Origin of the sequence: Pseudomonas sp. 34 E 7, from assembly GCF_900005715.1 — a bacterium.
GTDB classification, from domain to species: domain Bacteria; phylum Pseudomonadota; class Gammaproteobacteria; order Pseudomonadales; family Pseudomonadaceae; genus Aquipseudomonas; species Aquipseudomonas orientalis_A.
Genome location: NZ_CVTX01000185.1, coordinates 166,432 through 188,989 on the forward strand (window position 1 = coordinate 166,432; position 22,558 = coordinate 188,989).

A 22,558-nucleotide genomic window follows, 5' to 3' on the forward strand; every position below is an offset into this window, starting at 1 on the left:
ACAGATATTGTCGCCGCCATTAGAATGCTGTGCAATTGCGCACTTCACATTTGGCGCAGACCCATTTCCAGGAGTCCCCCGTACATGAGCAACATGAACCACGAGCGTGTCCTCAGTGTTCATCACTGGAACGACACTCTGTTCAGCTTCAAGTGCACCCGCGATCCGGGTTTGCGCTTCGAGAACGGTCAGTTCGTGATGATCGGCCTGCAACAGCCCAATGGCCGCCCGCTCATGCGCGCTTACTCCATTGCCAGCCCGAACTGGGAAGAGCATCTGGAGTTCTTCAGCATCAAGGTGCCGGATGGCCCGCTGACTTCCCAGTTGCAGCACTTGAAGGAAGGCGACGAGATCATCATCAGCAAAAAACCGACAGGCACCCTGGTGCTTGACGATTTGAAGCCGGGCAAGCACCTGTACCTGCTCAGCACCGGTACGGGTCTGGCGCCATTCATGAGCGTGATCCAGGACCCGGAGACCTACGAGCGCTTCGAAAAAGTGATCCTGTGCCACGGCGTGCGTTACGTCAACGAAGTCGCCTACCGCGAGTTCATCACCGAGCACCTGCCGCAGAACGAATTCTTCGGCGAGGCGTTGCGTGACAAGTTGATCTACTACCCGACCGTGACCCGCGAGCCGTTCGAAAACGAAGGTCGCCTGACCGACCTGATGCGCAGCGGCAAGCTGTTCAGCGACATCGGCCTGCCACCGATCAACCCCGAGGACGACCGCGCCATGCTGTGCGGCAGCCCGAGCATGTTGGACGAAACCAGCGAAGTGCTGAACAGCTTCGGCCTGAAGGTTTCGCCACGCATGCGTGAGCCCGGTGACTATCTGATTGAGCGTGCGTTCGTCGAAAAATAAACGCGATCAAAAAAATGTGGGAGGGGGCTTGCCCCCGATTGCGGTGGATCAGTCACAGATGAGTTGACTGACACACTGCTATCGTGGGCAAGCCCCCTCCCACATTTGGGTTCCGGTTTATCCAGCAGGCACCACTTCCAATACGCAAATCATCCCTGCCTCGGGATAGTGCCAACGTACATCTACATCCCAGAACTGCACGCCGTATTCGCGCTCCGGCCCGGGCGTCTGGTACGCCGGCCGTGGATCTTGCGCCAGGCACTGGTCAATCAACTCCACCAACGGCTCACCCAGACGCTGGGCATGGCCCTGCGCCTGTTGCAGCGCGGTCTTGAGCCACTGCACGCCAATCAGGGGCGGCGCACCGCTGGCGATGCTGTTGGTGGCCGTGTCGACGATATCGGCGTACGGCACATACGGCTTGATATCAAGCACCGGCGTGCCATCGAGCAAATCGATCCCGGAAATCCACAGCCGGCCCGCTTCCACCTTGTCCAGCTTGACCACTGACTGGCCAATCCCGTTGGGGCGATGGGTGGCGCGGGTCGCAAACACGCCCATGGACGTATTGCCGCCCAGGCGCGGCGGTCGCACTTTAAGGCGTGGCGTGTCTTCGAGCGCCTGGTGAAACAGAAACAGCAGCCACACATGGCTGACCTGCTCCAGTCCCTGCACCGCCTCGCCGCCATCGAACGGCGCCACCAGCTCCAGCACACCGCGGGCGGCCGGGGCCAGTTGCGGTTGACGCGGGATGGCGAACTTCTCCTTGAAGCAGGAGCGTACGAAGCCGATGGGCGAGACCTGATAACTCATGGCTTACGCACGGACCCGCAGCGTCAGACCCTTGAGGAAGTTGCGCAACAACTGATCGCCACAGGTGCGGTAGTTGGTGTGGCCGAACTTGCGGAACAGCGCGCTCAGCTCGGGCTTGGACACCGGGAACTCGGCGGCCTTGAGGATGGCGTGCATGTCGTCTTCCTTCAATTCGAAGGCCACGCGCAGTTTTTTCAGGATGATATTGTTGGTCACCGGGGTTTCGATCGGCTGCGGCGGACGGCTTTCATCCTTGCCGCGCTTGAAAATCACCAAACCGTCGAGGAAATGCGCCATCACCTCATCCGGGCAGAACACAAAGCCTTCTTCCTCATCTTTCTTGAGGTAGGTGAGCAGGTCTTCCTTGGTCACGTCCATGCCGCCGAGCTTGATGATCTCGACCATCTTGTTATCGCTGATGTCGAGCATGTAGCGCACGCTGCGCAGTACGTCGTTGTGAATCATGGTGGGCAATCCTGGTTTTCAGCGGGTAGACACCGCCCAATCAGGCGGTGTCGGGAAAAGGGTAACGGCCTAAAACTTCTCTTTGCCGGACAAGTAACGCCATTGGCCCACCGGCACCTTGCCAATGGACACGCCGCCAATGCGGATGCGGCGGATGGCGACGACTTTCAGGCCAACGGCTTCGCAGAACAGTGCGATAACGCCTGGCTGCGGGTTTTTCAGCGCAAAGCGCAGGCGGTTTTCATTCTGCCAGCTGGCTTTCACGGCCGGCAGCTCCTTGCCTTTGTAGGTCAGGCCGTGGTTCAGGCGGTTGAGGCCGTGGGCGACCATGTCGCCTTCGACTTCCACCACGTATTCCTGCTCGATCTTGGCCGCATCGGCGGTCAACTTGCGCAGGATTTTCCAGTCCTGGGTGAACACCAGCAGGCCGCTGGCCTTGGCTTGCAGATCGGCGCTGGCGGTCAGGCGCAGGAAGTGGCCTTTTAGCGGGCGCTTGCTGAAGCGGTGTTCTTCCGACAAGGTTTCGGCGCTGATCGACGCCATGGCCGTCTCGGCATCCATCCCCGCCGGGGCGTGCAACAGGATGGTCACCGGTTCCGGCACGGTAGCCTTGGCGTCGGGGTCCAGCTCGACCTTCTGGGTGGTGACCTTGAACTGCGGTTCGTCGATCACTTCACCGTCCACCGAGACCCAGCCGCCTTCGATAAACAGCTCAGCCTCCCGACGGGAGCAACCGACCAGTTCGATAAGGCGTTTGGAGAGGCGTATGGGGTCAGTCATGACAAGGGCCGTAACAAAAGGGGGCGGCTATTGTACCTGCCTGGCGCCGGTTAATCCCGGCCCCATTTCAGCCACTGCGTATTTGCTGCTGGCGCAGGCGCAGATGCAGCAACGGATAGGGCTGGCCCAGGCCATCGTGCTCCGTGCGTCCGATCACCTCAAAGCCTTGCTTGAGGTAAAAACCCAGCGCCTGCGGATTCTGCTCATTCACATCCAGCTCATCGGCATTCATGCAGTTGATCGCGTAGCGCAGCAATTGCTGCCCCAGGCCCTGGCCACGGTGCAGGGGGTCGATAAACAGCATTTCCACCTTGCCCGCCGCTACGCCGGCAAACCCAGTGATGCGCTGGCTCGAATCCTTGGTACACACGAGCATCACTGAATCCAGATAGCGCGTCAGCACCAGCTCTTTGAGCAACACAATGTAACTTTCCGGCAAAAAGTCATGAGTGGCGCGCACCGAGGCCTCCCAGATCCTCGCCAGCTCGGGGTAATCGCTATTGTTGGGGGTGTGGATAACCGAATGCTCACGCATGCCTGCGGTCTCTTTTTTAATCAGGTAACAATGGGCAAAACGATAGACCTAAAAAAGCCCCGCATCTTGTCCAGAAGCAGGGCTTTTTCAATTTTTTACAGCTTTAGTCGCGCTTTTGCGCCCACAGGTCGTATTCGTCGGCATCGGTCACGGTGCACCAGACCTTGTCGCCCGGCTTCAAACCGCTGGCATCGTCGATAAACACGTTACCGTCGATTTCCGGCGCATCGAAGAAGCAACGGCCGACCGCGCCTTGCTCGTCGACTTCGTCGATCAGCACTTCGATTTCCTTGCCGATGCGCAGTTGCAGGCGCGCCGAGCTGATCGCTTGCTGGTGCGCCATAAAACGCTCCCAACGGTCCTGCTTGACGTCGTCCGGCACCACGGCCAGGTCCAGCAGGTTGGCCGGCGCGCCTTCGACCGGCGAGTACTGGAAGCAGCCGACGCGGTCCAGCTGGGCTTCGGTCAGCCAGTCCAGCAGGTACTGGAAGTCTTCTTCGGTTTCACCGGGGAAGCCGACGATAAAGGTCGAACGGATGATCAGTTCCGGGCAGATCTCGCGCCAGTTCTTGATCCGCGCCAGGGTCTTGTCTTCGAAGGCCGGGCGTTTCATGGCCTTGAGCACTTTGGGGCTGGCGTGCTGGAACGGGATGTCCAGGTACGGCAGGATCTTGCCGGCGGCCATCAAGGGAATCAGCTCGTCCACGTGCGGGTACGGGTAAACGTAGTGCAGGCGCACCCACACGCCCAGGCTGCTGAGCGCTTCGCAGAGTTCGGTCATGCGGGTTTTCACCGGCGCGCCATTCCAGAAACCGGTGCGGTACTTCACGTCGACGCCGTAGGCGCTGGTGTCCTGGGAGATCACCAGCAGCTCTTTCACGCCGGATTTGACCAGGCGCTGGGCCTCGTCCAGCACATCGCCCACCGGGCGGCTGACCAGCTTGCCGCGCATCGACGGGATGATGCAGAAGCTGCAGCTGTGATTGCAGCCTTCGGAAATCTTCAGGTAGGCGTAGTGACGCGGCGTCAGCTTGATGCCTTGCGGCGGCACCAGGTCGATCAACGGGTTGTGGTCCTGGCGCGGTGGCACCACGGCGTGCACGGCGTTGACCACCTGTTCGTACTGCTGCGGGCCGGTCACGGCGAGCACGCTTGGGTGGACGTTGCGGATATTGCCTTCTTCCACGCCCATGCAGCCGGTCACAATGACCTTGCCGTTTTCCTTGATGGCTTCGCCGATCACTTCCAGGGACTCCGCCTTGGCCGAGTCGATGAAACCACAGGTATTGACCACCACCACGTCCGCGTCCTGGTAAGTGGAGACGACGTCATAACCTTCCATACGCAGTTGCGTGAGAATGCGCTCGGAGTCGACCAGAGCTTTCGGGCAACCCAGGGAAACAAAGCCAACCTTGGGGTTGGCTTTTGCGATGGTGGTGGACATGTCTAACCTCGGTATCGAATGACGCCGCCACCGTGAAGGGCAGGCAGCGGACGGGCGCTTGGTGCGCCTCTGATCAAAAAGTGCGCAATTCTAGCGGCGGGCAACGCACTTGACCAGCTTTATGCGGGGAAATGCGACGAGCGCTAGATCGGCAATTATCCGTACATGCATCGGATATTAGAGCTGCGCCCTAACTCGCCGGATATCGCCGAGTCTACGCGCATGTCTCCTGCTATGGGCGGGTAACGACGCCTTTCTTGAGGTGTAAGCGGCACGCCCTTGCACCGCATCTGTGTGACCAGCATATGCACATAAAGCTCTCGCTTAAACGTTGCCTGACTCTTCAAGACGCTTTATTCACCGCATAAGCCAAAGCACTGCTGGCGAGCTCTTTGCGCAAAGGCGCTCTAAGTCAAAGCTTGGTAGATGGCTTGGGAGAAGGAAGACCACGGTTTACGTGGTCTATCGCCAAATGTTCCAGGTTCACCGGTTTGCACAAATGTGCACATTGCTGGCCTGTGGATGACCAGGTACGAGCTATGCCTGCGGCAAGTTACTTTCTAACGTCTGGATGAAGGTTGCGGTAGAAAGTACCAAGCGAAGGGGGTTATTCGTGGATGGCACAAACCCTAACTTACGCTGGTAGTAATCCGCAGCATCTTGGTCTTTTGCATCGACGATCACAAACGCTACACCAGACTGCTTGGAAACCGTGTACACGCGACGGAAGAAGTCAGACATCAATCTCTGGCCGAGCCCCTTGCTTTGAGTGCCCTTGTCGATCGCCAGACGACTCAAAAGCACTGCCGGCATAGGATACCGAGGCATTTTCTTTTTTTGGTCATCGCTTAGCTCTTGCAGGGCTACAGAGGCATTCGCTAGGGTGTAATAGCCCAGCAGTGCCCCATCTTCGACGTACATGAATGTGCGGGAGACGTTTCGCTTTTGGTCTTGCCCTGCGTGCTGGGCAATGTACGTGTTCAAGGCTGGGTGCGGCCCGCAATCAAATGCAGAGCGGTCAATCGACCTGTCGAAGTCGACGGTGATGAAATCCATTGAAAGCCCTTAGCGCAAGGCCAGCAGGTTGCGGAGTGTGTCAGTGGGCTCAGGGGGATTATCTAGGAGTTGGTACGCTGTGTTGGCGTCAAGCACGGTTATGCCCTCGACATCAAAATCAGCGGCCTTCTCTTCATGCGCGACAGAGCGCACGGCCAGTGCTGCAACAACCTTCTTCAACTCTTCCAGATCGCGTTCAAGGCCCGACAGGTGGGGCGCACGCATTGGACGATGCGTTGAGTCTTTTTGATTCAACACGCTGCTCGAGAGGCTTTTCGTGACATGCCGTTCAACTACATCGTCCGCGCTTGAAAGGAGAGCCTTGAAGCTTCCGTTCCGGCCACGAATGGTCACTGACACCATTTTGCCGTGCGTAATTCGGGTATGTTTTTTTTGCTGAGCTGCTTTGTTCACTCTGTATTCCTCCGTCAGCCTTCATTCTATCCCATTTTTGCTAACCGCCTATGGCCTTGCCTTTAAGGGGGTGTTACTAAAGATCAAGAAAATGAAGTGTAGAGTAAAGATCTTAGGGGCAACCCAGGAAAACAAAGCCAACCTTGGGGTTGGCTTTTTCGATGGTGGTGGACATGTCTAACCTCGGTATCGAATGACGCCGCCACCGTGAAGGGCGGGCAGCGCGCTTGACCAGCTTTATGCGGGGAAATGCGACGAGCGCTGTGCTCTTCAATACCCCAATGCCTAAGCAAATAATTCAGCGTGGCTCCCCAAGTCTACAAAGGTGATCAGGTCAGCCCGTGAATGTTCGTAAATCAGCAGGAAATCACCACCAATATGGCATTCTCTGAACCCGTCCCAGTTTCCGGTAAGCGCATGGTCTCGATACTCGGCGGGTAGTTGTTCGCCCAAAAAAAGCGAAACCATCACTACCCTGACCTCACTCATGTCTCGACGCCCGGCGCGTTTATAGCGCTCCCAGGATTTTTTAAACTCAGGTGTCTGTGCGCATTGCTTGGGTATGTCAGCGCGTTTTTGCTTCTTCTCCTGCTTCGCCATCGGCGTCCCTTAGCATGTCATCGATCGAGTCGAACTGGCGACGGATAGCATGCGCTTGCTTCATGGCGCGAGCGGTTTTCTCCGAAGGGATGCGTACCTCGAAAGGCAGCCCTTGCGTCGTCACTACCTGACGGAGGAAAAGACGCATGGCGTCACTGAGGCTAAGCCCACAGGCATTGAGCACAGCAGTGGCACGCTCCTTCAAATCCTCGTCTATGCGACAACGCACATCAGTGGTTTTCAGTAATGCAGACATATCGTGACTCCCTATCAAAAATGTAGCTACGTTGTGGCTACGTCTTGAGTATGGATCAACCCGTCAAAACCGAGCAAACGCTTTTTGCTCCAAGCGTGACGCCCGGCCCCCCATACGTCGGAATCACGGTGCCTTTAACACGCGAAAACGTAGCGTTGGTACTCAGTGACGTCAATGCAGGCAAAAAGACGCCTGTTTTAATGCAGAGAAATGCGACCAGCGCTGCGCTATGCTTCGCGCCGTTGCGCGTAGGTAAAATCCGAAGGTCAACAAAACGTCTGTTACGAGAAGTAAAACAGCGCATGCTACGGTCAGTTTGAGCACGTTGTTTATAAGCGACCTCAGGTCAAAGGGCAGGAGTGGTTGATGGGTCAGGCAAGTAGTCAGGCAGCGGGTGCCGAGCATTCGAACGCCAAGCCGATTGGCATGCTGGTAGCAGCGGTCGGGGTGGTGTATGGCGATATCGGGACCAGCCCGCTCTACACCCTTAAAGAGGTGTTCAATGGCGGTTATGGGGTGCAGGTCAATCATGACGGGGTGTTGGGGATCCTGGCACTGATCTTCTGGTCGCTGATCTGGGTCGTGTCGATCAAATACATGCTGTTCGTGCTGCGTGCCGACAACCAGGGCGAAGGCGGCATCATGGCGCTGACCGCTCTGGCACGTCGTGCGGCCGGGGAGCGCAGGAAATTGCGCAGTTTCCTGGTGGTGTGCGGCTTGTGTGGAGCGGCGCTGTTCTACGGCGACAGCATGATCACCCCGGCGATTTCGGTGTTGTCGGCCGTGGAGGGCCTTGAGTTGGCGTTCGACGGCCTGGAACGATGGGTCGTGCCCATCGCGCTGGTGGTCCTGGTGGCGCTGTTCCTGATCCAGAAACACGGCACTGACCGCATCGGCAAGCTGTTCGGGCCGGTGATGGTGACCTGGTTCCTGGTGCTGGGCGGCCTTGGCGTGTATGGCATCACCCTGCACCCTGAAGTGCTCAGCGCCATGAACCCGATGTGGGCCGTGCGCTTCTTCGAGGCTCACCCCGGCATCGGCGTGGCCATCCTCGGCGCGGTGGTGCTGGCACTGACCGGCGCCGAAGCGTTGTATGCCGACATGGGCCACTTCGGCCGCAAACCCATCGCCCGTGCCTGGTTCATTTTGGTGCTGCCGGCGCTGGTGCTCAACTATTTCGGCCAGGGCGCCATGTTGCTGGGCGATCCGGAAGCGGCGCGCAACCCGTTCTACCTGCTGGCGCCGAGCTGGGCGCTGATTCCGCTGGTGGTGCTGTCGACCCTGGCCACCGTGATTGCCTCCCAGGCGGTGATTTCCGGTGCGTTCTCCCTGACGCGCCAAGCCATCCAGCTGGGTTATATCCCGCGCATGCACATTCAACATACCTCCAGCGCCGAACAGGGCCAGATCTATATTGGCGCGGTGAACTGGTCGCTGATGGTGGGCGTGATCCTGCTGGTGCTGGGTTTTGAATCCTCCGGTGCGCTGGCGTCCGCCTATGGCGTGGCGGTGACGGGCACCATGCTGATGACCACGATCCTGGTGTCTGCGGTGATGCTGCTGCTGTGGAAATGGCCGCCGGTGCTGGCGGTGCCGGTGTTGCTCTGCTGTCTGTTGGTGGACGGGCTGTACTTTGCCGCCAACGTGCCGAAGATCATCCAGGGCGGCGCCTTTCCGGTGTTGGCGGGGATCGTGCTGTTCGTGCTGATGACCACCTGGAAGCGCGGCAAGCAATTGCTCGTCGAGCGCCTCGACGAGGGCGGCCTGCCGCTGCCGATATTTATCGGCAGTATCCGCGTGCAGCCGCCCCATCGCGTGCAGGGCACGGCGGTCTTCCTCACAGCCCGGCCCGATGCCGTGCCCCATGCGCTGCTGCACAACTTGCTGCATAACCAGGTGCTGCACGAGCAGGTGGTGCTGCTGACGGTGGTCTACGAAGACATCCCGCGTGTGCCCGCGACGCGGCGTTTCGAAGTGGACGCCTATGGCGAGGGGTTCTTCCGGGTGATCCTGCACTTTGGTTTTACCGATGAGCCGGACGTGCCCGAGGCACTGAAACTGTGCCATCTGGACGAACTGGATTTCAGCCCGATGCGCACCACTTACTTCCTCAGCCGCGAAACCGTGATCGCCTCGCGTATCAAAGGCATGGCGCGCTGGCGCGAAGCGTTGTTCGCGTTCATGTTGAAGAATGCCAACGGCAACCTGCGCTTCTTCAAACTCCCGGTCAATCGGGTGATCGAGCTGGGCACTCAGGTCGAGATGTAAGGCGCTGCAGCACGGGGGCCGGCAATCGGCTCCCGGTTTACCTCTGGAGCCCTTTACCTCTGGAACCCTGTGCGATTGTTCGTTGTCGACTAGGCTCTAAGCACCATGAAAGAGAGCCTTGGAGCTTGCCCACAGAACCCGAAGAGGTGCGCCATGAGTCAGCTGCTCGAACCCTATACCCTGCGTCAACTCACCCTGCTGAACCGCATCGCGGTATCACCGATGTGCCAATACTCAAGCGATGATGGCCTGGCCAACGACTGGCACCTGGTGCATCTGGGCAGCCGTGCCGTGGGCGGCGCCGGGCTGATCTTCACCGAAGCCACCGCCGTGACCGCCGATGGCCGCATCACCGCCCAGGACCTGGGGTTGTGGAAAGACGAACAGATCGAACCGTTGCAACGCATTACACGCTTTATCGCGGCGCAAGGCGCGGTGGCCGGTATTCAATTGGCGCACGCCGGGCGCAAGGCCAGCACTTATCGGCCGTGGATCGGCAAGCATGGCAGCGTCAAGCCAGAGGACGGTGGCTGGGTGCCGGTAGGCCCGTCGCCTATCGCATTCGACCCTCAGCACACGCAACCCAAGCCGCTGGATGAGGCACAGATCCGCCAAGTGATCGCCGATTTTGTCGCCGCCGCCAAGCGTGCCCTGGCCGCAGGTTTCGAAGTGGTGGAGATCCATGCCGCCCACGGTTACCTGCTGCATCAGTTCCTGTCGCCCATCAGTAACCAGCGTCAGGACCAGTACGGCGGCTCCTTCGAAAACCGCATCCGCCTGGTCCTGGAGGTGACCCGCGCGGTGCGCGAAGTCTGGCCCCAGAACCTGCCGCTGTTTGTGCGCGTGTCAGCCACCGACTGGGTGGAAGACGGCTGGAACCCCGATGAAACCGTGGAACTGGCGCGCCGCCTGAAGGACCTGGGCGTGGACTTGATCGACGTGTCCTCCGGCGGCACCGCCGCCAACGCCGAAATCCCTACCGGCCCCGGTTACCAGACGCGCTTTGCCGAGCGGGTACGCAAAGAGTCGGGCATCGCCACCGGCACGGTCGGCATGATCACCGAACCGGCCCAGGCCGAACACATCCTGCGCACCTGCCAGGCCGACATTATCTTCCTGGCCCGCGAATTGTTGCGCGACCCGTACTGGCCGCTGCATGCCGACGATGACCTGGGCGGGCGCAAGGCGATCTGGCCGGCGCAATATCAACGGGCGACGCACCGCGACCAGCCGATTCATGAATCGGATCTCAGGGATTGACCCTTAGCGTATGCCCACACAACCCACCCTGACACGGTGGGTTTTTTTTGCTCGTGGTGATGACGCAGATCGATCTGAGTGGTCGGTGAAGGCGTGAGAAAGGGTTGTAGGTATTTATTACCGACGCAATTATTTAAGTGAATACTCTAAAAAAATCCCACACGTAACCAGATTGTTTCTACGCTTAAGGTAAGCCTGATTTTCGGCCCAGGAAGTCAGTCCGCTTCACGTCACGCGGATAATGGGCAGCAGGAGTATTGGATCGATATCAGGAGAAGCAGTCCATGGCCAAGTCCTATGGTGTAGCGGGTGTGATGGCGTCTTTTCTGATCCGCAGGATGTCCTTGCGTGGCCGCAGGTTGAGTTCGGATGAAGTCGAACTGCTGGCGCATTATCGCACCCTGACCGAGAGCGATCAGGTTGCGATGCGGTATTTGATTGGGGCGATGAAAACCGTGTCGCGGTTTTGAAGGGTGGGCGGACACCGTGTGGGAGCGCATTGCTCCCACAGCGTGGGCCGCCGTCTCAGGTGTATTTACGCTTCGCCGGCTCAGGCGGGAAATACTGATACAGCCAAGTCTCACTCAGAGTACGGTCCTGGGTGCGGATAAACAGACGCAGCTCTACCGGCTCCACGCTGTCACTGGTGGGGTACCAGTCGAACAGAATGCGATAGCCCTTGATGTTGTCGAGCACCAGCACGCTGAAGTCTTTCACCTCGCCGTGCGAGCAGGTGACCACCGGTTCGATGCCCGTGCCGGCTGGCAAACGATCCAGACCGCCGCCCTTGAAGTCCACCGCAAAGCGACGTGCCCACACCTCGGGGTAATGCTCGCCTGGGGCCCAGCCTTCGGTAAATCCGCCCATGCCCGAACGGGTCGCGTCGACCTGGGCCAGCGGCGTGCTCACCGGCGGCAGGGCGCTCCAGTAGAGCTTGTAGCCGTAGTTAAGCGAATCGCCCGCCATCACCGGCTTTTTCGGGGTCCAGAAGGCCACGATATTATCCAGGGTCTCGCCGGTGGTGGGGATCTCCAGCAAGTCGATCGAGCCTTCGCCCCAGGCGGTGGTGGGTTCTACCCAGAGGCTGGGGCGCTTGCTGTACCAGTCCACGGTGTCCTGATAGCTGGCGAACTCGTGGTCGGTCTGCACCAGGCCGAAGCCTTTCGGGTTGGTGTCGGCGAAGGCGTTGAACTGCAGCTTGGCCGGGTTGTTCAGCGGACGGCAAATCCACTCACCGTTGCCGCGCCACATGGCCAGGCGGTCCGAGTCGTGGATTTGCGGGTGGATGGTGTCGCACATCCGGCGTTCGTGGGTTCCGCAACTGAACATGCTGGTCATGGCCGCAATGCCCAATTGTTCGATGGCGGTGCGCGCATTGATATGGGCATCGATCGCCATCACCACTTGATTGGCCTGGCAGTCGATATCGAAGCGATAGGCGCCGGTGGCGCTGGGGGAATCGAGCAGGGCGTAGACCACGAAGCGGGTGGCGTCCTTGTCCGGGGTTTCGAACCAGAACTGGGTGAAGTCGGGGAATTCCTCGCGTTTTTTCGCGTAGGTGTCGATCGCCAGGCCGCGCGCCGACAGGCCGTACTGGCCGGTGGAGTCGACGGCGCGGAAGTAGCTGGCACCCAGGAACGACAGCACATCATGGCGGTCAAGCTCCGGCGCCTTGAACAGTTTGAACCCGGAGAAGCCCAGGTCGCCGGTCAGCTGTTTGGTGTCAACGGTGGTTTTTTCATAGTTGAACAGCGAAGGGCGGAAATGCACTTCGCGGGCCTCGCGGGTCTTGGGGTCGACACTGTGCATGCGCACCGGCGTCTTGAAGCCCATGCCGACGTGGAAAAACTGCACGTCCAGTTGCCCGTTCAGTTCCTTCCACAGCGAATGGTTGCCGTCGTAGCCAATGGCGTTGAAGTTCTGCGGGGTCATGGTTGCCAGCGTGGGCGGCAGCACCTGCCGGGTGTCTTTGTAGGCGGCGCCGGCGAGCTGTTTGGCCTGGGCCTTGAGCGTGTCGAAATCGAATGCCACGGCCTTGCCGTCGGCGGCACGGTTCCCGGCCCAGGCCTGCGCGGCCAGCAGGCCACTGGCCGACAAACCGGTGTAGGCCGCAATGGCCATGGACGCTTTGAGCAAATTCCTGCGGTGCATAGAGACAACCTGTCGTGAGCGAATCCCGCGCCGTTCCTGGCACGTAACGGATCAGAAATAACGGTTCGGACATGCCTTCGGCCAAACGCAACGGACAATAAACAGACGCCGGATAGCTTAAGCGGTTCGATGGTGAAGGAAAAATCATTGATGGCAGCATGATGGCGCCGCTGTGCAACAAGACATTTCCGACGCCAGGGCAGGGCGTTACATCTGGAAGCACTCTAGATAGAGCGTTTTTGGCACTTAGTTTTACGCTGAGGGCCTATTGGTCCTACGAACCCAAGTGTCTGGAGGCTACGAATGAATACCCGTGGATTGCTCGATCAGTTGCTCAAGTCTGGCCAGGATATGTTGCAGAACAAGGCCGGCGGCCAGCGTCAATCAACTGACAAAGGCGCCCTTGGCGGGCTGCTTGGCAGTGGCGGGCTCGGCAGTCTGCTCGGTGGCGCAGGCGGCGGTGCCTTGGCGGCCGGAGCCATGGGCTTGCTGATGGGCAATAAGAAGGCGCGCAAGTTCGGCGGCAAGGCCCTGACCTACGGAGGCCTGGCCGCGTTGGGAGTCATTGCCTACAAAGCCTACGGCAACTGGCAGGCACAACAGGCCAGCGCGCCCCAGGGCGAGCCGCAAACCATTGATCGTCTGCCGCCGGCCCAGGTCGAGCAACACAGCCAGGGCATTCTCAAGGCGCTGGTCGCTGCCGCCAAGGCCGACGGGCATGTGGATGAGCGTGAGCGGGCGTTGATCGAAGGCGAGTTCACCAAGCTCGACAATGACCGCGAACTGCAAGCCTGGCTGCACGCCGAGTTGAACAAACCCCTCGACCCGGCCGATGTCGCCCGCGCCGCCGGTACTCCGGAAATGGCCGCCGAGATGTACATCGCCAGTGTGATGCTGGTGGACGAGGAAAACTTCATGGAGAAGGCCTACCTGGACGAACTGGCGCGCCAGCTGAAGCTGGAGCCGGGCCTGAAGGCGGAGCTGGAGAAACAGGTGCGCCTTAACCTCGAATAAAACCGCCTACCTGTCCACAGGTGGGAGCGGGCCTGCTCCCACCTTCAAACCCGGCTTGGTTCAAAGCGCCAGGGCGCCTGCCGCAAGGCGGCGACGGCACCTGCAGTGTCCCCGCAAACCATTGGTTAATACACGCCATCGCTCAGCTATACTCCCCTCCATTTGAATGGATCTGCGAGGAATTACTGTGAAGAACTGGACCCTGCGCCAACGGATTTTGGCGAGCTTTGCGGTAATTATCGCGATCATGCTGCTGATGGTCGTGCTCTCGTATTCGCGCCTGTTGAAAATCGAAACCAGTGAGAGCTCCGTGCGCGATGACGCTGTGCCTGGCGTGTTTTTCAGCTCGATGATTCGCAGCGCCTGGGTCGACAGCTACCTGCAAACCCAGGAATTGGTGGGCATCCACAAAAACCAGGGCATTTCCGAGGAGGACAAGCAGGACTACAAGTCCTTCGAGGCTCGCCTTGAGAAATACATGGCCGACTACGCCCAGACGATCAATTTCACCCAGGACCGCAGCGAGTTCGATGCCTTCGAAAAAATGCATCAGAACTACAACCAGATCCTCGCCCAAGTGCTCCAGGCTCAGCAGAGCAACAACGCCGCCGAGGCGGTCAGGTTGTTCAGCGAGCAACTGACGCCCGTCTGGGTCGCAGGCCGCATGAAGCTCAATGACATCATCCAACAGAACAAGCAGGTCGCCGACGAGGCCACCGCCGCCATCGATGACGCGGTCGAGGCCGCGAAGATCAGCATGGGCGTCTCGCTGCTGCTGGCGGTGCTTGCCGCCGCGCTGTGTGGCCTGCTGTTGATGCGCGCAATCATGGCGCCGATGAAACGTATCGTCGATATCCTCGAAGTCATGCGCACGGGCGACCTGAGCAAGCGCCTGAACCTGGAGCGCAATGACGAATTCAATATGGTCGAAACCGGCTTCAATGACATGATGACCGAGCTGACCGCGCTGGTCTCCCAGGCGCAGCGTTCGTCGGTGCAGGTCACCACCTCGGTGACCGAGATTGCCGCCACCTCCAAGCAGCAACAGGCCACGGCCACCGAAACCGCCGCCACCACCACTGAAATCGGCGCCACATCGCGTGAAATCGCCGCGACCTCCAAGGACCTGGTGCGCACCATGACCGAAGTGTCGACCGCCGCCGACCAGGCTTCGGTCGCCGCCGGGTCCGGTCAACAGGGCCTGGCACGCATGGAAGAAACCATGCATTCGGTCATGGGCGCCGCCGACCTCGTCAACGCCAAGCTGGCGATCCTCAATGAAAAGGCCGGCAACATCAATCAGGTGGTGGTGACCATCGTCAAAGTGGCTGACCAGACCAACCTGCTGTCCCTCAACGCCGCCATCGAAGCCGAGAAAGCCGGTGAGTACGGGCGCGGTTTTGCCGTGGTCGCTACCGAAGTACGCCGCCTGGCCGACCAGACCGCCGTCGCGACGTACGACATCGAGCAGATGGTGCGTGAGATCCAGTCGGCGGTGTCGGCGGGCGTGATGGGCATGGACAAGTTCTCCGAGGAAGTGCGCCGCGGCATGTTCGAGGTGCAGCAAGTGGGCGAGCAACTGTCGCAAATCATCCACCAGGTGCAGGCCCTCGCGCCGCGGGTGTTGATGGTCAATGAAGGCATGCAGGCCCAGGCCACCGGCGCCGAGCAGATCAACCACGCGCTGGTGCAGCTGGGGGATGCCAGCAGCCAGACCGTCGAGTCCCTGCGCCAGGCCAGCTTTGCCATCGATGAACTGAGCCAGGTCGCGGTGGGTCTGCGCAGCGGCGTGTCGCGTTTCAAAGTCTGATGAGCGACTTCGCGGCTAAACGCGGCGCCGTTACGGCAGCGAAAAAGGCGTTGTTCCTGGTGTTCCACATCGGCACTGAGCGCTTTGCCCTCAAGGCCACGGAAGTGGTCGAGGTACTGCCGCGCCTGCCGCTCAAACCCATCGCCCAGGCACCTGTGTGGGTGGCGGGCATCTTTGCCCATCGCGGCGCGCTGGTGCCGGTGATCGACCTGAGCGCGCTGACCTTCGGTACCGTGGCCCAGGCCCGTACGAGTACGCGGCTGGTGCTGGTCAATTATCAGCCACAAGCCGGGAGCCAGGCGCGGTGGCTGGGCCTGATCCTGGAGCAGGCCACCGACACCCTGCGGTGCGACCCCGCCGAGTTCCAGCCCTATGGCCTGGATAACCGCCAGGCGCCCTACCTGGGGCCGGTGCGCGAAGATGCGCTGGGCTTGATGCAATGGATCGGCGTGGCCGAGTTGTTGAGCGATGACGTGCGTGCGTTGCTGTTTTCCAGCGAGTTGAGCCTATGAGCAGTGATCCGCGCTTCTCGGCCTTCCTGAAGGAACGTATCGGCCTGGACGTCGCGTCGGTGGGCGAGGCGATCATTGAGCGTGCGGTGCGCCAGCGTTGCCAGCTGTCCCAGGCGCCCACAGCGGACGCGTACTGGCAGCTCCTGCAAAGCTCCCACGATGAGCAGCAGGCGCTGATCGAAGCGGTGATCGTTCCCGAGACCTGGTTTTTCCGCTACCCCGAGTCCTTTGCGACCCTGGCCCGCCTGGCCCATGCACGCCTGGCCGAGATCAAGCAGATGCGCGCCTTGCGCATTCTCAGCCTGCCGTGTTCCACCGGCGAAGAGCCCTATTCGATTGCCATGGCCCTGCTCGACGCCGGCCTGGCGCCGCACCAGTTCAAAGTGCAAGGGATGGACGTCAGCCCGTTGTCCGTGGAGCGTGCCCGCCGCGGTGTGTACGGCAAGAACTCCTTTCGCGGTGCCGACCTTGAATTTCGCGACCGTCATTTCACTGAAGACGGCGGCGCCTACCGCATCGCCGACCGGGTGCGCGAGCAAGTACGCCTGCAAGTCGGCAACCTGCTCGACCCGGCGCTGTTGGCCAATGAGTCCAGTTATGATTTTGTGTTCTGTCGCAACCTGCTGATCTATTTCGATCAGCCCACCCAGAAGCAAGTCTTCGATGTGCTCAAGGAACTGACCCACGTGGACGGCGTGTTGTTTATCGGCCCGGCCGAAGGCAGCCTGCTGGGACGCCATGGCATGCGTTCGATTGGTGTGCCGCAATCCTTTGCGTTCAGCCGGCACGCGGAGTCGGTCGCGCCAGCCCCGGTGTTTGCACCGATACCGGCACCCACGCCGCCGCGCAGTGCGGCGCCTGTTACGCTCAAGCCGCGCCCGTTCAGTACGGTTGGCGCCCAGGCGGCGCCGGTCAAGGCAGCGCATACGGAGGCCGGCGAGCTGCTCAACCAGATCGCCACCTTGGCCAATGAGGGCAAGAGTGCCGAGGCCCGCGCTGCGTGCGAACGCTATCTGGGCAGCCATCCGCCGGTGGCCCAGGTGTTCTACTGGCTGGGCTTGCTCAGCGATGTAGCCGGCAACGCCCCGCAAGCCCAAGGGTATTACCGTAAAGCCTTATACCTGGAACCGCAGCATCCGCAGGCCTTGATGCACCTGGCCGCGTTGCTCGAGTCCCAGGGCGACAGTGCGGGGGCGCGTCGTTTGCAGGCGCGCGCCGCGCGTAGCGAGCGAGCTGACAGTGAGTCCAAACGATGAGTAGCCCTGACGCGCTGGATACCGCTGGCCTGGACCTGACCCTGGCCGACACCCAAGCCATCGACGACTGCTGGAACCGCATCGGCATCCATGGCGACAAATCCTGCCCCTTGCTGGTGGAGCACATCCATTGCCGTAACTGCTCGGTGTATTCGGCCGCGGCCACGCGCCTGCTCGACCGCTATGCGCTGGCGCAGGACGAGCGTCCCGCACAAGCCGCCGGCGAGCTCGACAGCCAGGTGGTCACCCGCTCCTTGCTGATGTTCCGCCTCGGCGAGGAGTGGCTGGGCATCGCGACCCGTTGCCTGGTGGAAGTCGCGCCCCTGCAACCGATCCACTCCTTGCCGCACCAGCGCTCCCGGGCTTTGCTGGGCGTGGCCAACGTACGCGGCGCATTGGTGGCCTGCCTGTCGCTGGTGGAACTGCTCGGCCTGGACAGCGCCAATACCGGCGCCACCGGCGGGCGAATCATGCCGCGCATGCTGATCATTGCCGCGCAGGATGGCCCGGTGGTCGTGCCGGTGGACGAAGTGGATGGCATCCATGCCATCGATGAGCGCACCTTGAGCGCCGCGTCGGCCTCCGGTACCCAGGCCAGCGCGCGCTTCACCCAGGGCGTATTGCAGTGGAAAGGCCGCAGCCTGCGTTGGCTGGACGAGGCTCAATTGTTGTCCGCCGTGACCCGGAGCCTCGCATGACCCCCGACCAGATGCGCGATGCCTCGCTGTTGGAACTGTTCAGCCTGGAAGCCGATGCGCAGACCCAGGTGCTCAGTGCAGGCCTGCTGGCCCTGGAACGCAACCCGACCCAGGCCGACCAGCTTGAGGCCTGCATGCGCGCCGCGCACTCGCTCAAGGGCGCGGCGCGGATTGTCGGGGTGGATGCCGGCGTCAGCGTGGCCCATGTCATGGAAGACTGCCTGGTCAGCGCCCAGGAAGCGCGCTTGTACCTGCAGCCCGAACATATCGACGCGTTGCTGCAGGGTACGGATTTGCTGATGCGCATCGCCACCCCGGGCAATAACGTAGGGGCGGCGGATATCCAGGCCTATGTGGCGCTGATGGAGCGCTTGCTGGACCCGTCGCAACCCAGCGCCATGGTCGCGCCGAAACCCGAACCGGCTCCCATGCCGGTGATCGAAGCGCCGGCGCCCGAACCTGAGCCGGTGCCCGCCGTCATCAGCGAGCCGCCGCGCCACGGCAAACGCATGACCGAAGGCGGTGAGCGCGTGCTGCGGGTCACGGCCGAACGCTTGAACAGCCTGTTGGACCTGTCCAGCAAGTCATTGGTGGAAACCCAGCGACTCAAGCCCTACCTGGCCAGCCTGCAGCGCCTCAAGCGCCTGCAAAGCAACAGCCTGCGCGCCTTGGATACCCTGGACGGCCACCTCAAGGTCATCGACCTGAATCTTGAAGCCCAGGAAGCCCTGGCCGATACCCGCCGCTTGTTGAGTGAGGCCCAGGCGCTGCTGGCGCAGAAGAACGCCGAGCTGGATGAGTATGGTTGGCAGGCCGGCCAGCGCGCCCAGGTGCTTTACGACACCGCGTTGGCCTGTCGCATGCGCCCGTTTGCCGACGTGCTGGCCGGGCAGGTGCGCATGGTGCGTGACCTCGGCCGCAGCCTGGGCAAGCAAGTGCGCCTGGAGATCGAGGGCGAAAAGACCCAGGTCGACCGCGATGTGCTGGAAAAGCTCGAGGCGCCACTCACGCATTTATTACGCAATGCCGTCGATCATGGCATTGAAATGCCCGAGCAGCGGCTGCTGGCGGGCAAGCCGGCGGAAGGCTTGATTCGCCTGCGCGCATCCCATCAAGCCGGCTTGCTGGTGCTGGAGTTGAGCGATGACGGTAACGGCGTCGACCTTGAGCGCCTGCGCGGCACCATTGTCGACCGGCACCTGTCCCCCGTGGAAACCGCGTTGCGCCTGAGCGAGGAAGAACTGCTCACGTTCCTGTTCCTGCCGGGGTTCAGCCTGCGCGACAAGGTGACCGAAGTGTCCGGTCGCGGCGTCGGCCTGGATGCGGTGCAGCATATGGTGCGTCAACTGCGCGGCGCCGTGGTGCTGGAGCAGACGGCGGGGCAGGGCAGTCGCTTTCATCTTGAGGTGCCGTTGACCTTGTCGGTGGTGCGCAGCCTGGTGGTGGAGGTCGGTGAAGAGGCCTACGCCTTCCCGCTGGCACACATCGAACGCATGTGCGACCTGGCGCCCGAGGACATTGTGCAACTGGAAGGTCGCCAGCATTTCTGGCACGAGGGCCGGCATGTCGGCCTGGTCGCCGCCAGTCAGCTGTTGCAGCGTCCACCGGGGCAAACCCCTGGCGATACCTTGAAAGTGGTGGTGATACGCGAGCGCGATGCCGTGTATGGGATCGCCGTCGAGCGCTTTATCGGTGAGCGCACCCTGGTGGTATTGCCGCTGGATGATCGCCTGGGCAAGGTCCAGGATATTTCCGCCGGCGCCTTGCTCGACGATGGCTCGGTGGTCCTGATCGTCGACGTGGAGGACATGCTGCGTTCGGTGGACAAGTTGCTCAACACCGGCCGCCTGGAACGCATCGCCCGGCGCACCCAGCAGGCCACCGAAGCACCGCGCAAGCGGGTGCTGGTGGTGGACGACTCGCTGACCGTGCGTGAGCTGCAACGCAAGTTATTACTCAATCGCGGTTATGAAGTGGCCGTTGCGGTCGATGGCATGGATGGCTGGAACGCATTGCGTTCCGAGGATTTCGACCTGCTTATCACTGATATTGATATGCCTCGCATGGACGGTATTGAATTGGTCACACTCTTGCGCCGTGACAGTCGCCTGCAATCGTTGCCGGTGATGGTGGTTTCCTACAAGGATCGGGAAGAAGACCGACGCCGAGGCCTCGACGCCGGAGCCGACTATTACCTGGCCAAAGCCAGCTTCCACGACGATGCCTTGCTCGACGCCGTGGTTGAGCTGATCGGGGGCGCCCGGGCATGAGGATTGCGATCGTCAATGACATGCCCCTGGCCGTCGAGGCGTTGCGGCGCGCCTTGAACCTGGAACCCGCGCACGAGGTGGTATGGGTGGCCAGTAATGGCCTGGAAGCGGTACAGCGCTGTGCCGAACGGCTGCCGGACCTGATCCTGATGGACTTGATCATGCCGGTAATGGACGGCGTGGAGGCCACGCGGCAGATCATGGCCGAGACGCCCTGCGCGATTCTGCTGGTGACCGTCGACCGCCAGGCCAATATGAGCCGGGTGTTCGAAGCCATGGGCCACGGCGCCCTGGATGTGGTGGACACCCCGGCACTTGGCGTGGGCAACCCCAGGGATGCGGCAGCGCCGTTGTTGCGCAAGATCCTCAATATCGGCTGGCTGATCGGCCAGCGCGGTAGCCGTGTGCGCGCCGAAACCGCGCCCGAGCGCAGCACCGGCAAACGCCAGAGCCTGGTGGCGATCGGTTCTTCGGCGGGCGGCCCGGCTGCTCTGGAAGTCCTGCTCAAGGGTTTGCCCCGCAACTTTCCCGCCGCCATCGTGCTGGTCCAGCATGTGGACCAGGTGTTCGCCGCGGGCATGGCCGAGTGGTTGAGCAGTGCGTCCGGCCTGCCGGTGCGCCTGGCGCGAGAGGGTGAGCCACCGCAGAGCGGCGTGGTCTTGCTGGCCGGTACCAACCACCATATTCGCTTGTTGAAAAATGGCACGCTAGCCTATACCGCAGAGCCGGTGAACGAGATTTACCGGCCGTCCATCGACGTATTTTTCGAAAGTGTCGCCAGCTATTGGATCGGTGACGCCGTCGGCGTACTGCTGACCGGCATGGGGCGCGACGGCGCCCAGGGCCTCAAGTTGATGCGCGAACAAGGATATTTGACCATCGCCCAAGACCAGTCGAGTTCGGCGGTGTATGGGATGCCCAAAGCAGCGGCGGCGATTGACGCCGCTGTTGAAATTCGCCCACTGGAAAGAATTGCGCCGCGATTGCAGGAGGTCTTTGCAACATGATCGACAATCTCCCGCCGTGCTGGTTTGCAGGCGTAATTCAGGTGACCGCACATGAATGATCTACAACTTGACGACTTCAAGACCGACGAAAACGCCGCCATGGTGCTGCTGGTCGACGACCAGGCCATGATCGGCGAAGCTGTGCGGCGCGGCCTGGCCCATGAAGAAAACATCGATTTCCACTTTTGCGCCGACCCGCACCAGGCGATCGCGCAGGCAATTCGCATCAAGCCGACCGTGATCCTGCAGGACCTGGTCATGCCCGGCCTCGACGGCTTGACCCTGGTGCGCGAGTACCGCAATCACCCGGCCACGGCGAATATCCCGATCATCGTGCTTTCCACCAAGGAAGACCCGCTGATCAAGAGCGCAGCGTTTGCGGCCGGGGCCAACGATTACCTGGTCAAGCTGCCGGACAATATCGAACTGGTGGCGCGCATTCGCTATCACTCGCGCTCCTACATGACCCTGTTGCAGCGCGACGCGGCTTACCGTGCGCTGCGGGTCAGCCAGCAACAGTTGCTGGACACCAACCTGGTGCTGCAACGGCTGATGAACTCCGATGGACTGACCGGGCTGTCCAATCGCCGTCACTTCGACGAATACCTGGAACTGGAATGGCGCCGAGCCATGCGCGACCAGACCCAGCTCTCCTTGCTGATGATCGATGTGGACTTCTTCAAGACCTACAACGACAGCTTTGGCCACGTCGAGGGTGATGAGGCCTTGCGCAAAGTCGCCAATACCATCCGCGAAGCCAGCAGCCGTCCCTCGGACCTGCCGGCACGCTATGGCGGCGAAGAGTTCGCGCTGGTGCTGCCCAACACCTCGCCGGGCGGTGCGCGGCTGGTGGCGGAAAAACTGCGCATGGCGGTGGCCGCCCTGAAAATCCCGCATATCGCGCCGGCGGAAGGTTCGAGCCTGACCATCAGCATTGGCCTGTCGACGTTGACACCCGTACAGGGCACCGATTGCCGGCAGTTGATCATGGCGGCGGACAAGGGACTGTATATGGCCAAGCATAATGGGCGTAATCAAGTCGGCATCGAGTGAGTTCAGACTGTAACCCATTAAATGTGGGAGGG

The 22,558-nt window shown here is 61.0% G+C and carries 22 protein-coding genes; 12 read left to right on the forward strand and 10 right to left on the reverse strand.

Going from position 1 to position 22,558, the window contains the following annotated elements:
* Positions 1-84 precede the first annotated feature (84 nt).
* Complete coding sequence (fpr, locus tag BFP96_RS25430) at positions 85-864, forward strand: ferredoxin-NADP reductase (protein WP_003189055.1); 780 nt, start codon at positions 85-87, stop codon at positions 862-864.
* Between the two features lie 117 nt (positions 865-981).
* Here fpr and tsaA read toward each other — a convergent pair whose 3' ends face one another.
* The 9 genes from tsaA to BFP96_RS25475 all read right to left on the reverse strand — a co-directional run bounded on the left by tsaA (position 982) and on the right by BFP96_RS25475 (position 7,227).
* Positions 982-1,677, reverse strand: coding sequence for a tRNA (N6-threonylcarbamoyladenosine(37)-N6)-methyltransferase TrmO (gene tsaA, locus BFP96_RS25435; RefSeq protein WP_065886035.1), 696 nt, complete (start codon positions 1,675-1,677; stop codon positions 982-984).
* A gap of 3 nt (positions 1,678-1,680) precedes the next feature.
* Positions 1,681-2,142: a DUF1456 family protein gene (locus BFP96_RS25440; RefSeq protein ID WP_005785469.1), complete on the reverse strand. Its 462-nt coding sequence runs from the start codon at positions 2,140-2,142 to the stop codon at positions 1,681-1,683.
* Between the two features lie 69 nt (positions 2,143-2,211).
* Positions 2,212-2,922 (reverse strand): rRNA pseudouridine synthase, encoded by a 711-nt coding sequence (locus tag BFP96_RS25445; RefSeq protein ID WP_065886036.1) that lies wholly within the window; start codon positions 2,920-2,922, stop codon positions 2,212-2,214.
* 67 nt (positions 2,923-2,989) lie between these two features.
* Positions 2,990-3,457 carry a GNAT family N-acetyltransferase gene (locus tag BFP96_RS25450; protein ID WP_065891933.1) on the reverse strand — a complete coding sequence of 156 codons (468 nt, stop codon included), beginning with the start codon at positions 3,455-3,457 and terminating at the stop codon, positions 2,990-2,992.
* 103 nt (positions 3,458-3,560) lie between these two features.
* Positions 3,561-4,901, reverse strand: a complete 1,341-nt coding sequence (rimO, locus tag BFP96_RS25455; RefSeq protein WP_065886038.1) for a 30S ribosomal protein S12 methylthiotransferase RimO — start codon at positions 4,899-4,901, stop codon at positions 3,561-3,563.
* A gap of 537 nt (positions 4,902-5,438) precedes the next feature.
* Entirely contained in the window at positions 5,439-5,957 is a 519-nt protein-coding gene (locus BFP96_RS25460; protein ID WP_065898190.1) for a GNAT family N-acetyltransferase, read from the reverse strand.
* Positions 5,958-5,966: 9 nt separating this feature from the next.
* A complete protein-coding gene (locus tag BFP96_RS25465; RefSeq protein ID WP_065937242.1) occupies positions 5,967-6,371 on the reverse strand; it encodes a hypothetical protein in 405 nt (134 codons plus the stop codon).
* A 285-nt stretch (positions 6,372-6,656) separates the two neighbouring features.
* Positions 6,657-6,971 carry a type II toxin-antitoxin system YafQ family toxin gene (locus BFP96_RS25470; protein ID WP_065898188.1) on the reverse strand — a complete coding sequence of 105 codons (315 nt, stop codon included), beginning with the start codon at positions 6,969-6,971 and terminating at the stop codon, positions 6,657-6,659.
* Entirely contained in the window at positions 6,937-7,227 is a 291-nt protein-coding gene (locus BFP96_RS25475) for a type II toxin-antitoxin system RelB/DinJ family antitoxin (protein WP_057723256.1), read from the reverse strand. The genes BFP96_RS25470 and BFP96_RS25475 overlap by 35 nt, the downstream gene beginning before the upstream one ends.
* Before the next feature lie 366 nt (positions 7,228-7,593).
* Here BFP96_RS25475 and BFP96_RS25480 point away from each other — a divergent pair, with 366 nt between their 5' ends.
* From BFP96_RS25480 to BFP96_RS25490, 3 genes are all read left to right on the forward strand, one after another.
* Positions 7,594-9,495 carry a potassium transporter Kup gene (locus BFP96_RS25480; RefSeq protein WP_065898186.1) on the forward strand — a complete coding sequence of 634 codons (1,902 nt, stop codon included), beginning with the start codon at positions 7,594-7,596 and terminating at the stop codon, positions 9,493-9,495.
* Positions 9,496-9,648: 153 nt separating this feature from the next.
* Complete coding sequence (locus BFP96_RS25485) at positions 9,649-10,755, forward strand: NADH:flavin oxidoreductase/NADH oxidase (RefSeq protein ID WP_065898185.1); 1,107 nt, start codon at positions 9,649-9,651, stop codon at positions 10,753-10,755.
* Between the two features lie 284 nt (positions 10,756-11,039).
* Positions 11,040-11,225 carry a hypothetical protein gene (locus BFP96_RS25490; RefSeq protein ID WP_065886041.1) on the forward strand — a complete coding sequence of 62 codons (186 nt, stop codon included), beginning with the start codon at positions 11,040-11,042 and terminating at the stop codon, positions 11,223-11,225.
* Positions 11,226-11,280: 55 nt separating this feature from the next.
* On the opposite strand, the gene BFP96_RS25495 is transcribed toward BFP96_RS25490, so the two are convergent.
* Positions 11,281-12,906 (reverse strand): glucan biosynthesis protein D, encoded by a 1,626-nt coding sequence (locus BFP96_RS25495; protein ID WP_065891939.1) that lies wholly within the window; start codon positions 12,904-12,906, stop codon positions 11,281-11,283.
* Between the two features lie 303 nt (positions 12,907-13,209).
* Between BFP96_RS25495 and BFP96_RS25500 the strand changes: the two genes are divergently transcribed.
* The 8 genes from BFP96_RS25500 (at position 13,210) to BFP96_RS25535 (ending at position 22,526) form a co-directional block, all read left to right on the forward strand.
* Positions 13,210-13,920 (forward strand): tellurite resistance TerB family protein, encoded by a 711-nt coding sequence (locus BFP96_RS25500; protein WP_065891940.1) that lies wholly within the window; start codon positions 13,210-13,212, stop codon positions 13,918-13,920.
* 187 nt (positions 13,921-14,107) lie between these two features.
* Complete coding sequence (locus BFP96_RS25505; RefSeq protein WP_065891941.1) at positions 14,108-15,730, forward strand: methyl-accepting chemotaxis protein; 1,623 nt, start codon at positions 14,108-14,110, stop codon at positions 15,728-15,730.
* On the forward strand, positions 15,730-16,242 hold the full coding sequence (locus BFP96_RS25510) for a chemotaxis protein CheW (RefSeq protein ID WP_065886045.1): 513 nt from the start codon (positions 15,730-15,732) through the stop codon (positions 16,240-16,242). Before BFP96_RS25505 ends, BFP96_RS25510 begins: the two co-directional genes overlap by 1 nt.
* Positions 16,239-17,498, forward strand: a complete 1,260-nt coding sequence (locus BFP96_RS25515) for a CheR family methyltransferase (RefSeq protein ID WP_065937243.1) — start codon at positions 16,239-16,241, stop codon at positions 17,496-17,498. The genes BFP96_RS25510 and BFP96_RS25515 overlap by 4 nt, the downstream gene beginning before the upstream one ends.
* Complete coding sequence (locus tag BFP96_RS25520; RefSeq protein WP_065937244.1) at positions 17,495-18,196, forward strand: chemotaxis protein CheW; 702 nt, start codon at positions 17,495-17,497, stop codon at positions 18,194-18,196. Before BFP96_RS25515 ends, BFP96_RS25520 begins: the two co-directional genes overlap by 4 nt.
* Entirely contained in the window at positions 18,193-20,466 is a 2,274-nt protein-coding gene (locus BFP96_RS25525) for a hybrid sensor histidine kinase/response regulator (RefSeq protein ID WP_065937245.1), read from the forward strand. The genes BFP96_RS25520 and BFP96_RS25525 overlap by 4 nt, the downstream gene beginning before the upstream one ends.
* Entirely contained in the window at positions 20,463-21,473 is a 1,011-nt protein-coding gene (locus tag BFP96_RS25530; RefSeq protein WP_065886049.1) for a chemotaxis response regulator protein-glutamate methylesterase, read from the forward strand. Before BFP96_RS25525 ends, BFP96_RS25530 begins: the two co-directional genes overlap by 4 nt.
* A 51-nt stretch (positions 21,474-21,524) precedes the next feature.
* Positions 21,525-22,526 (forward strand): response regulator, encoded by a 1,002-nt coding sequence (locus BFP96_RS25535; protein ID WP_065891946.1) that lies wholly within the window; start codon positions 21,525-21,527, stop codon positions 22,524-22,526.
* Positions 22,527-22,558: the final 32 nt, after the last annotated feature.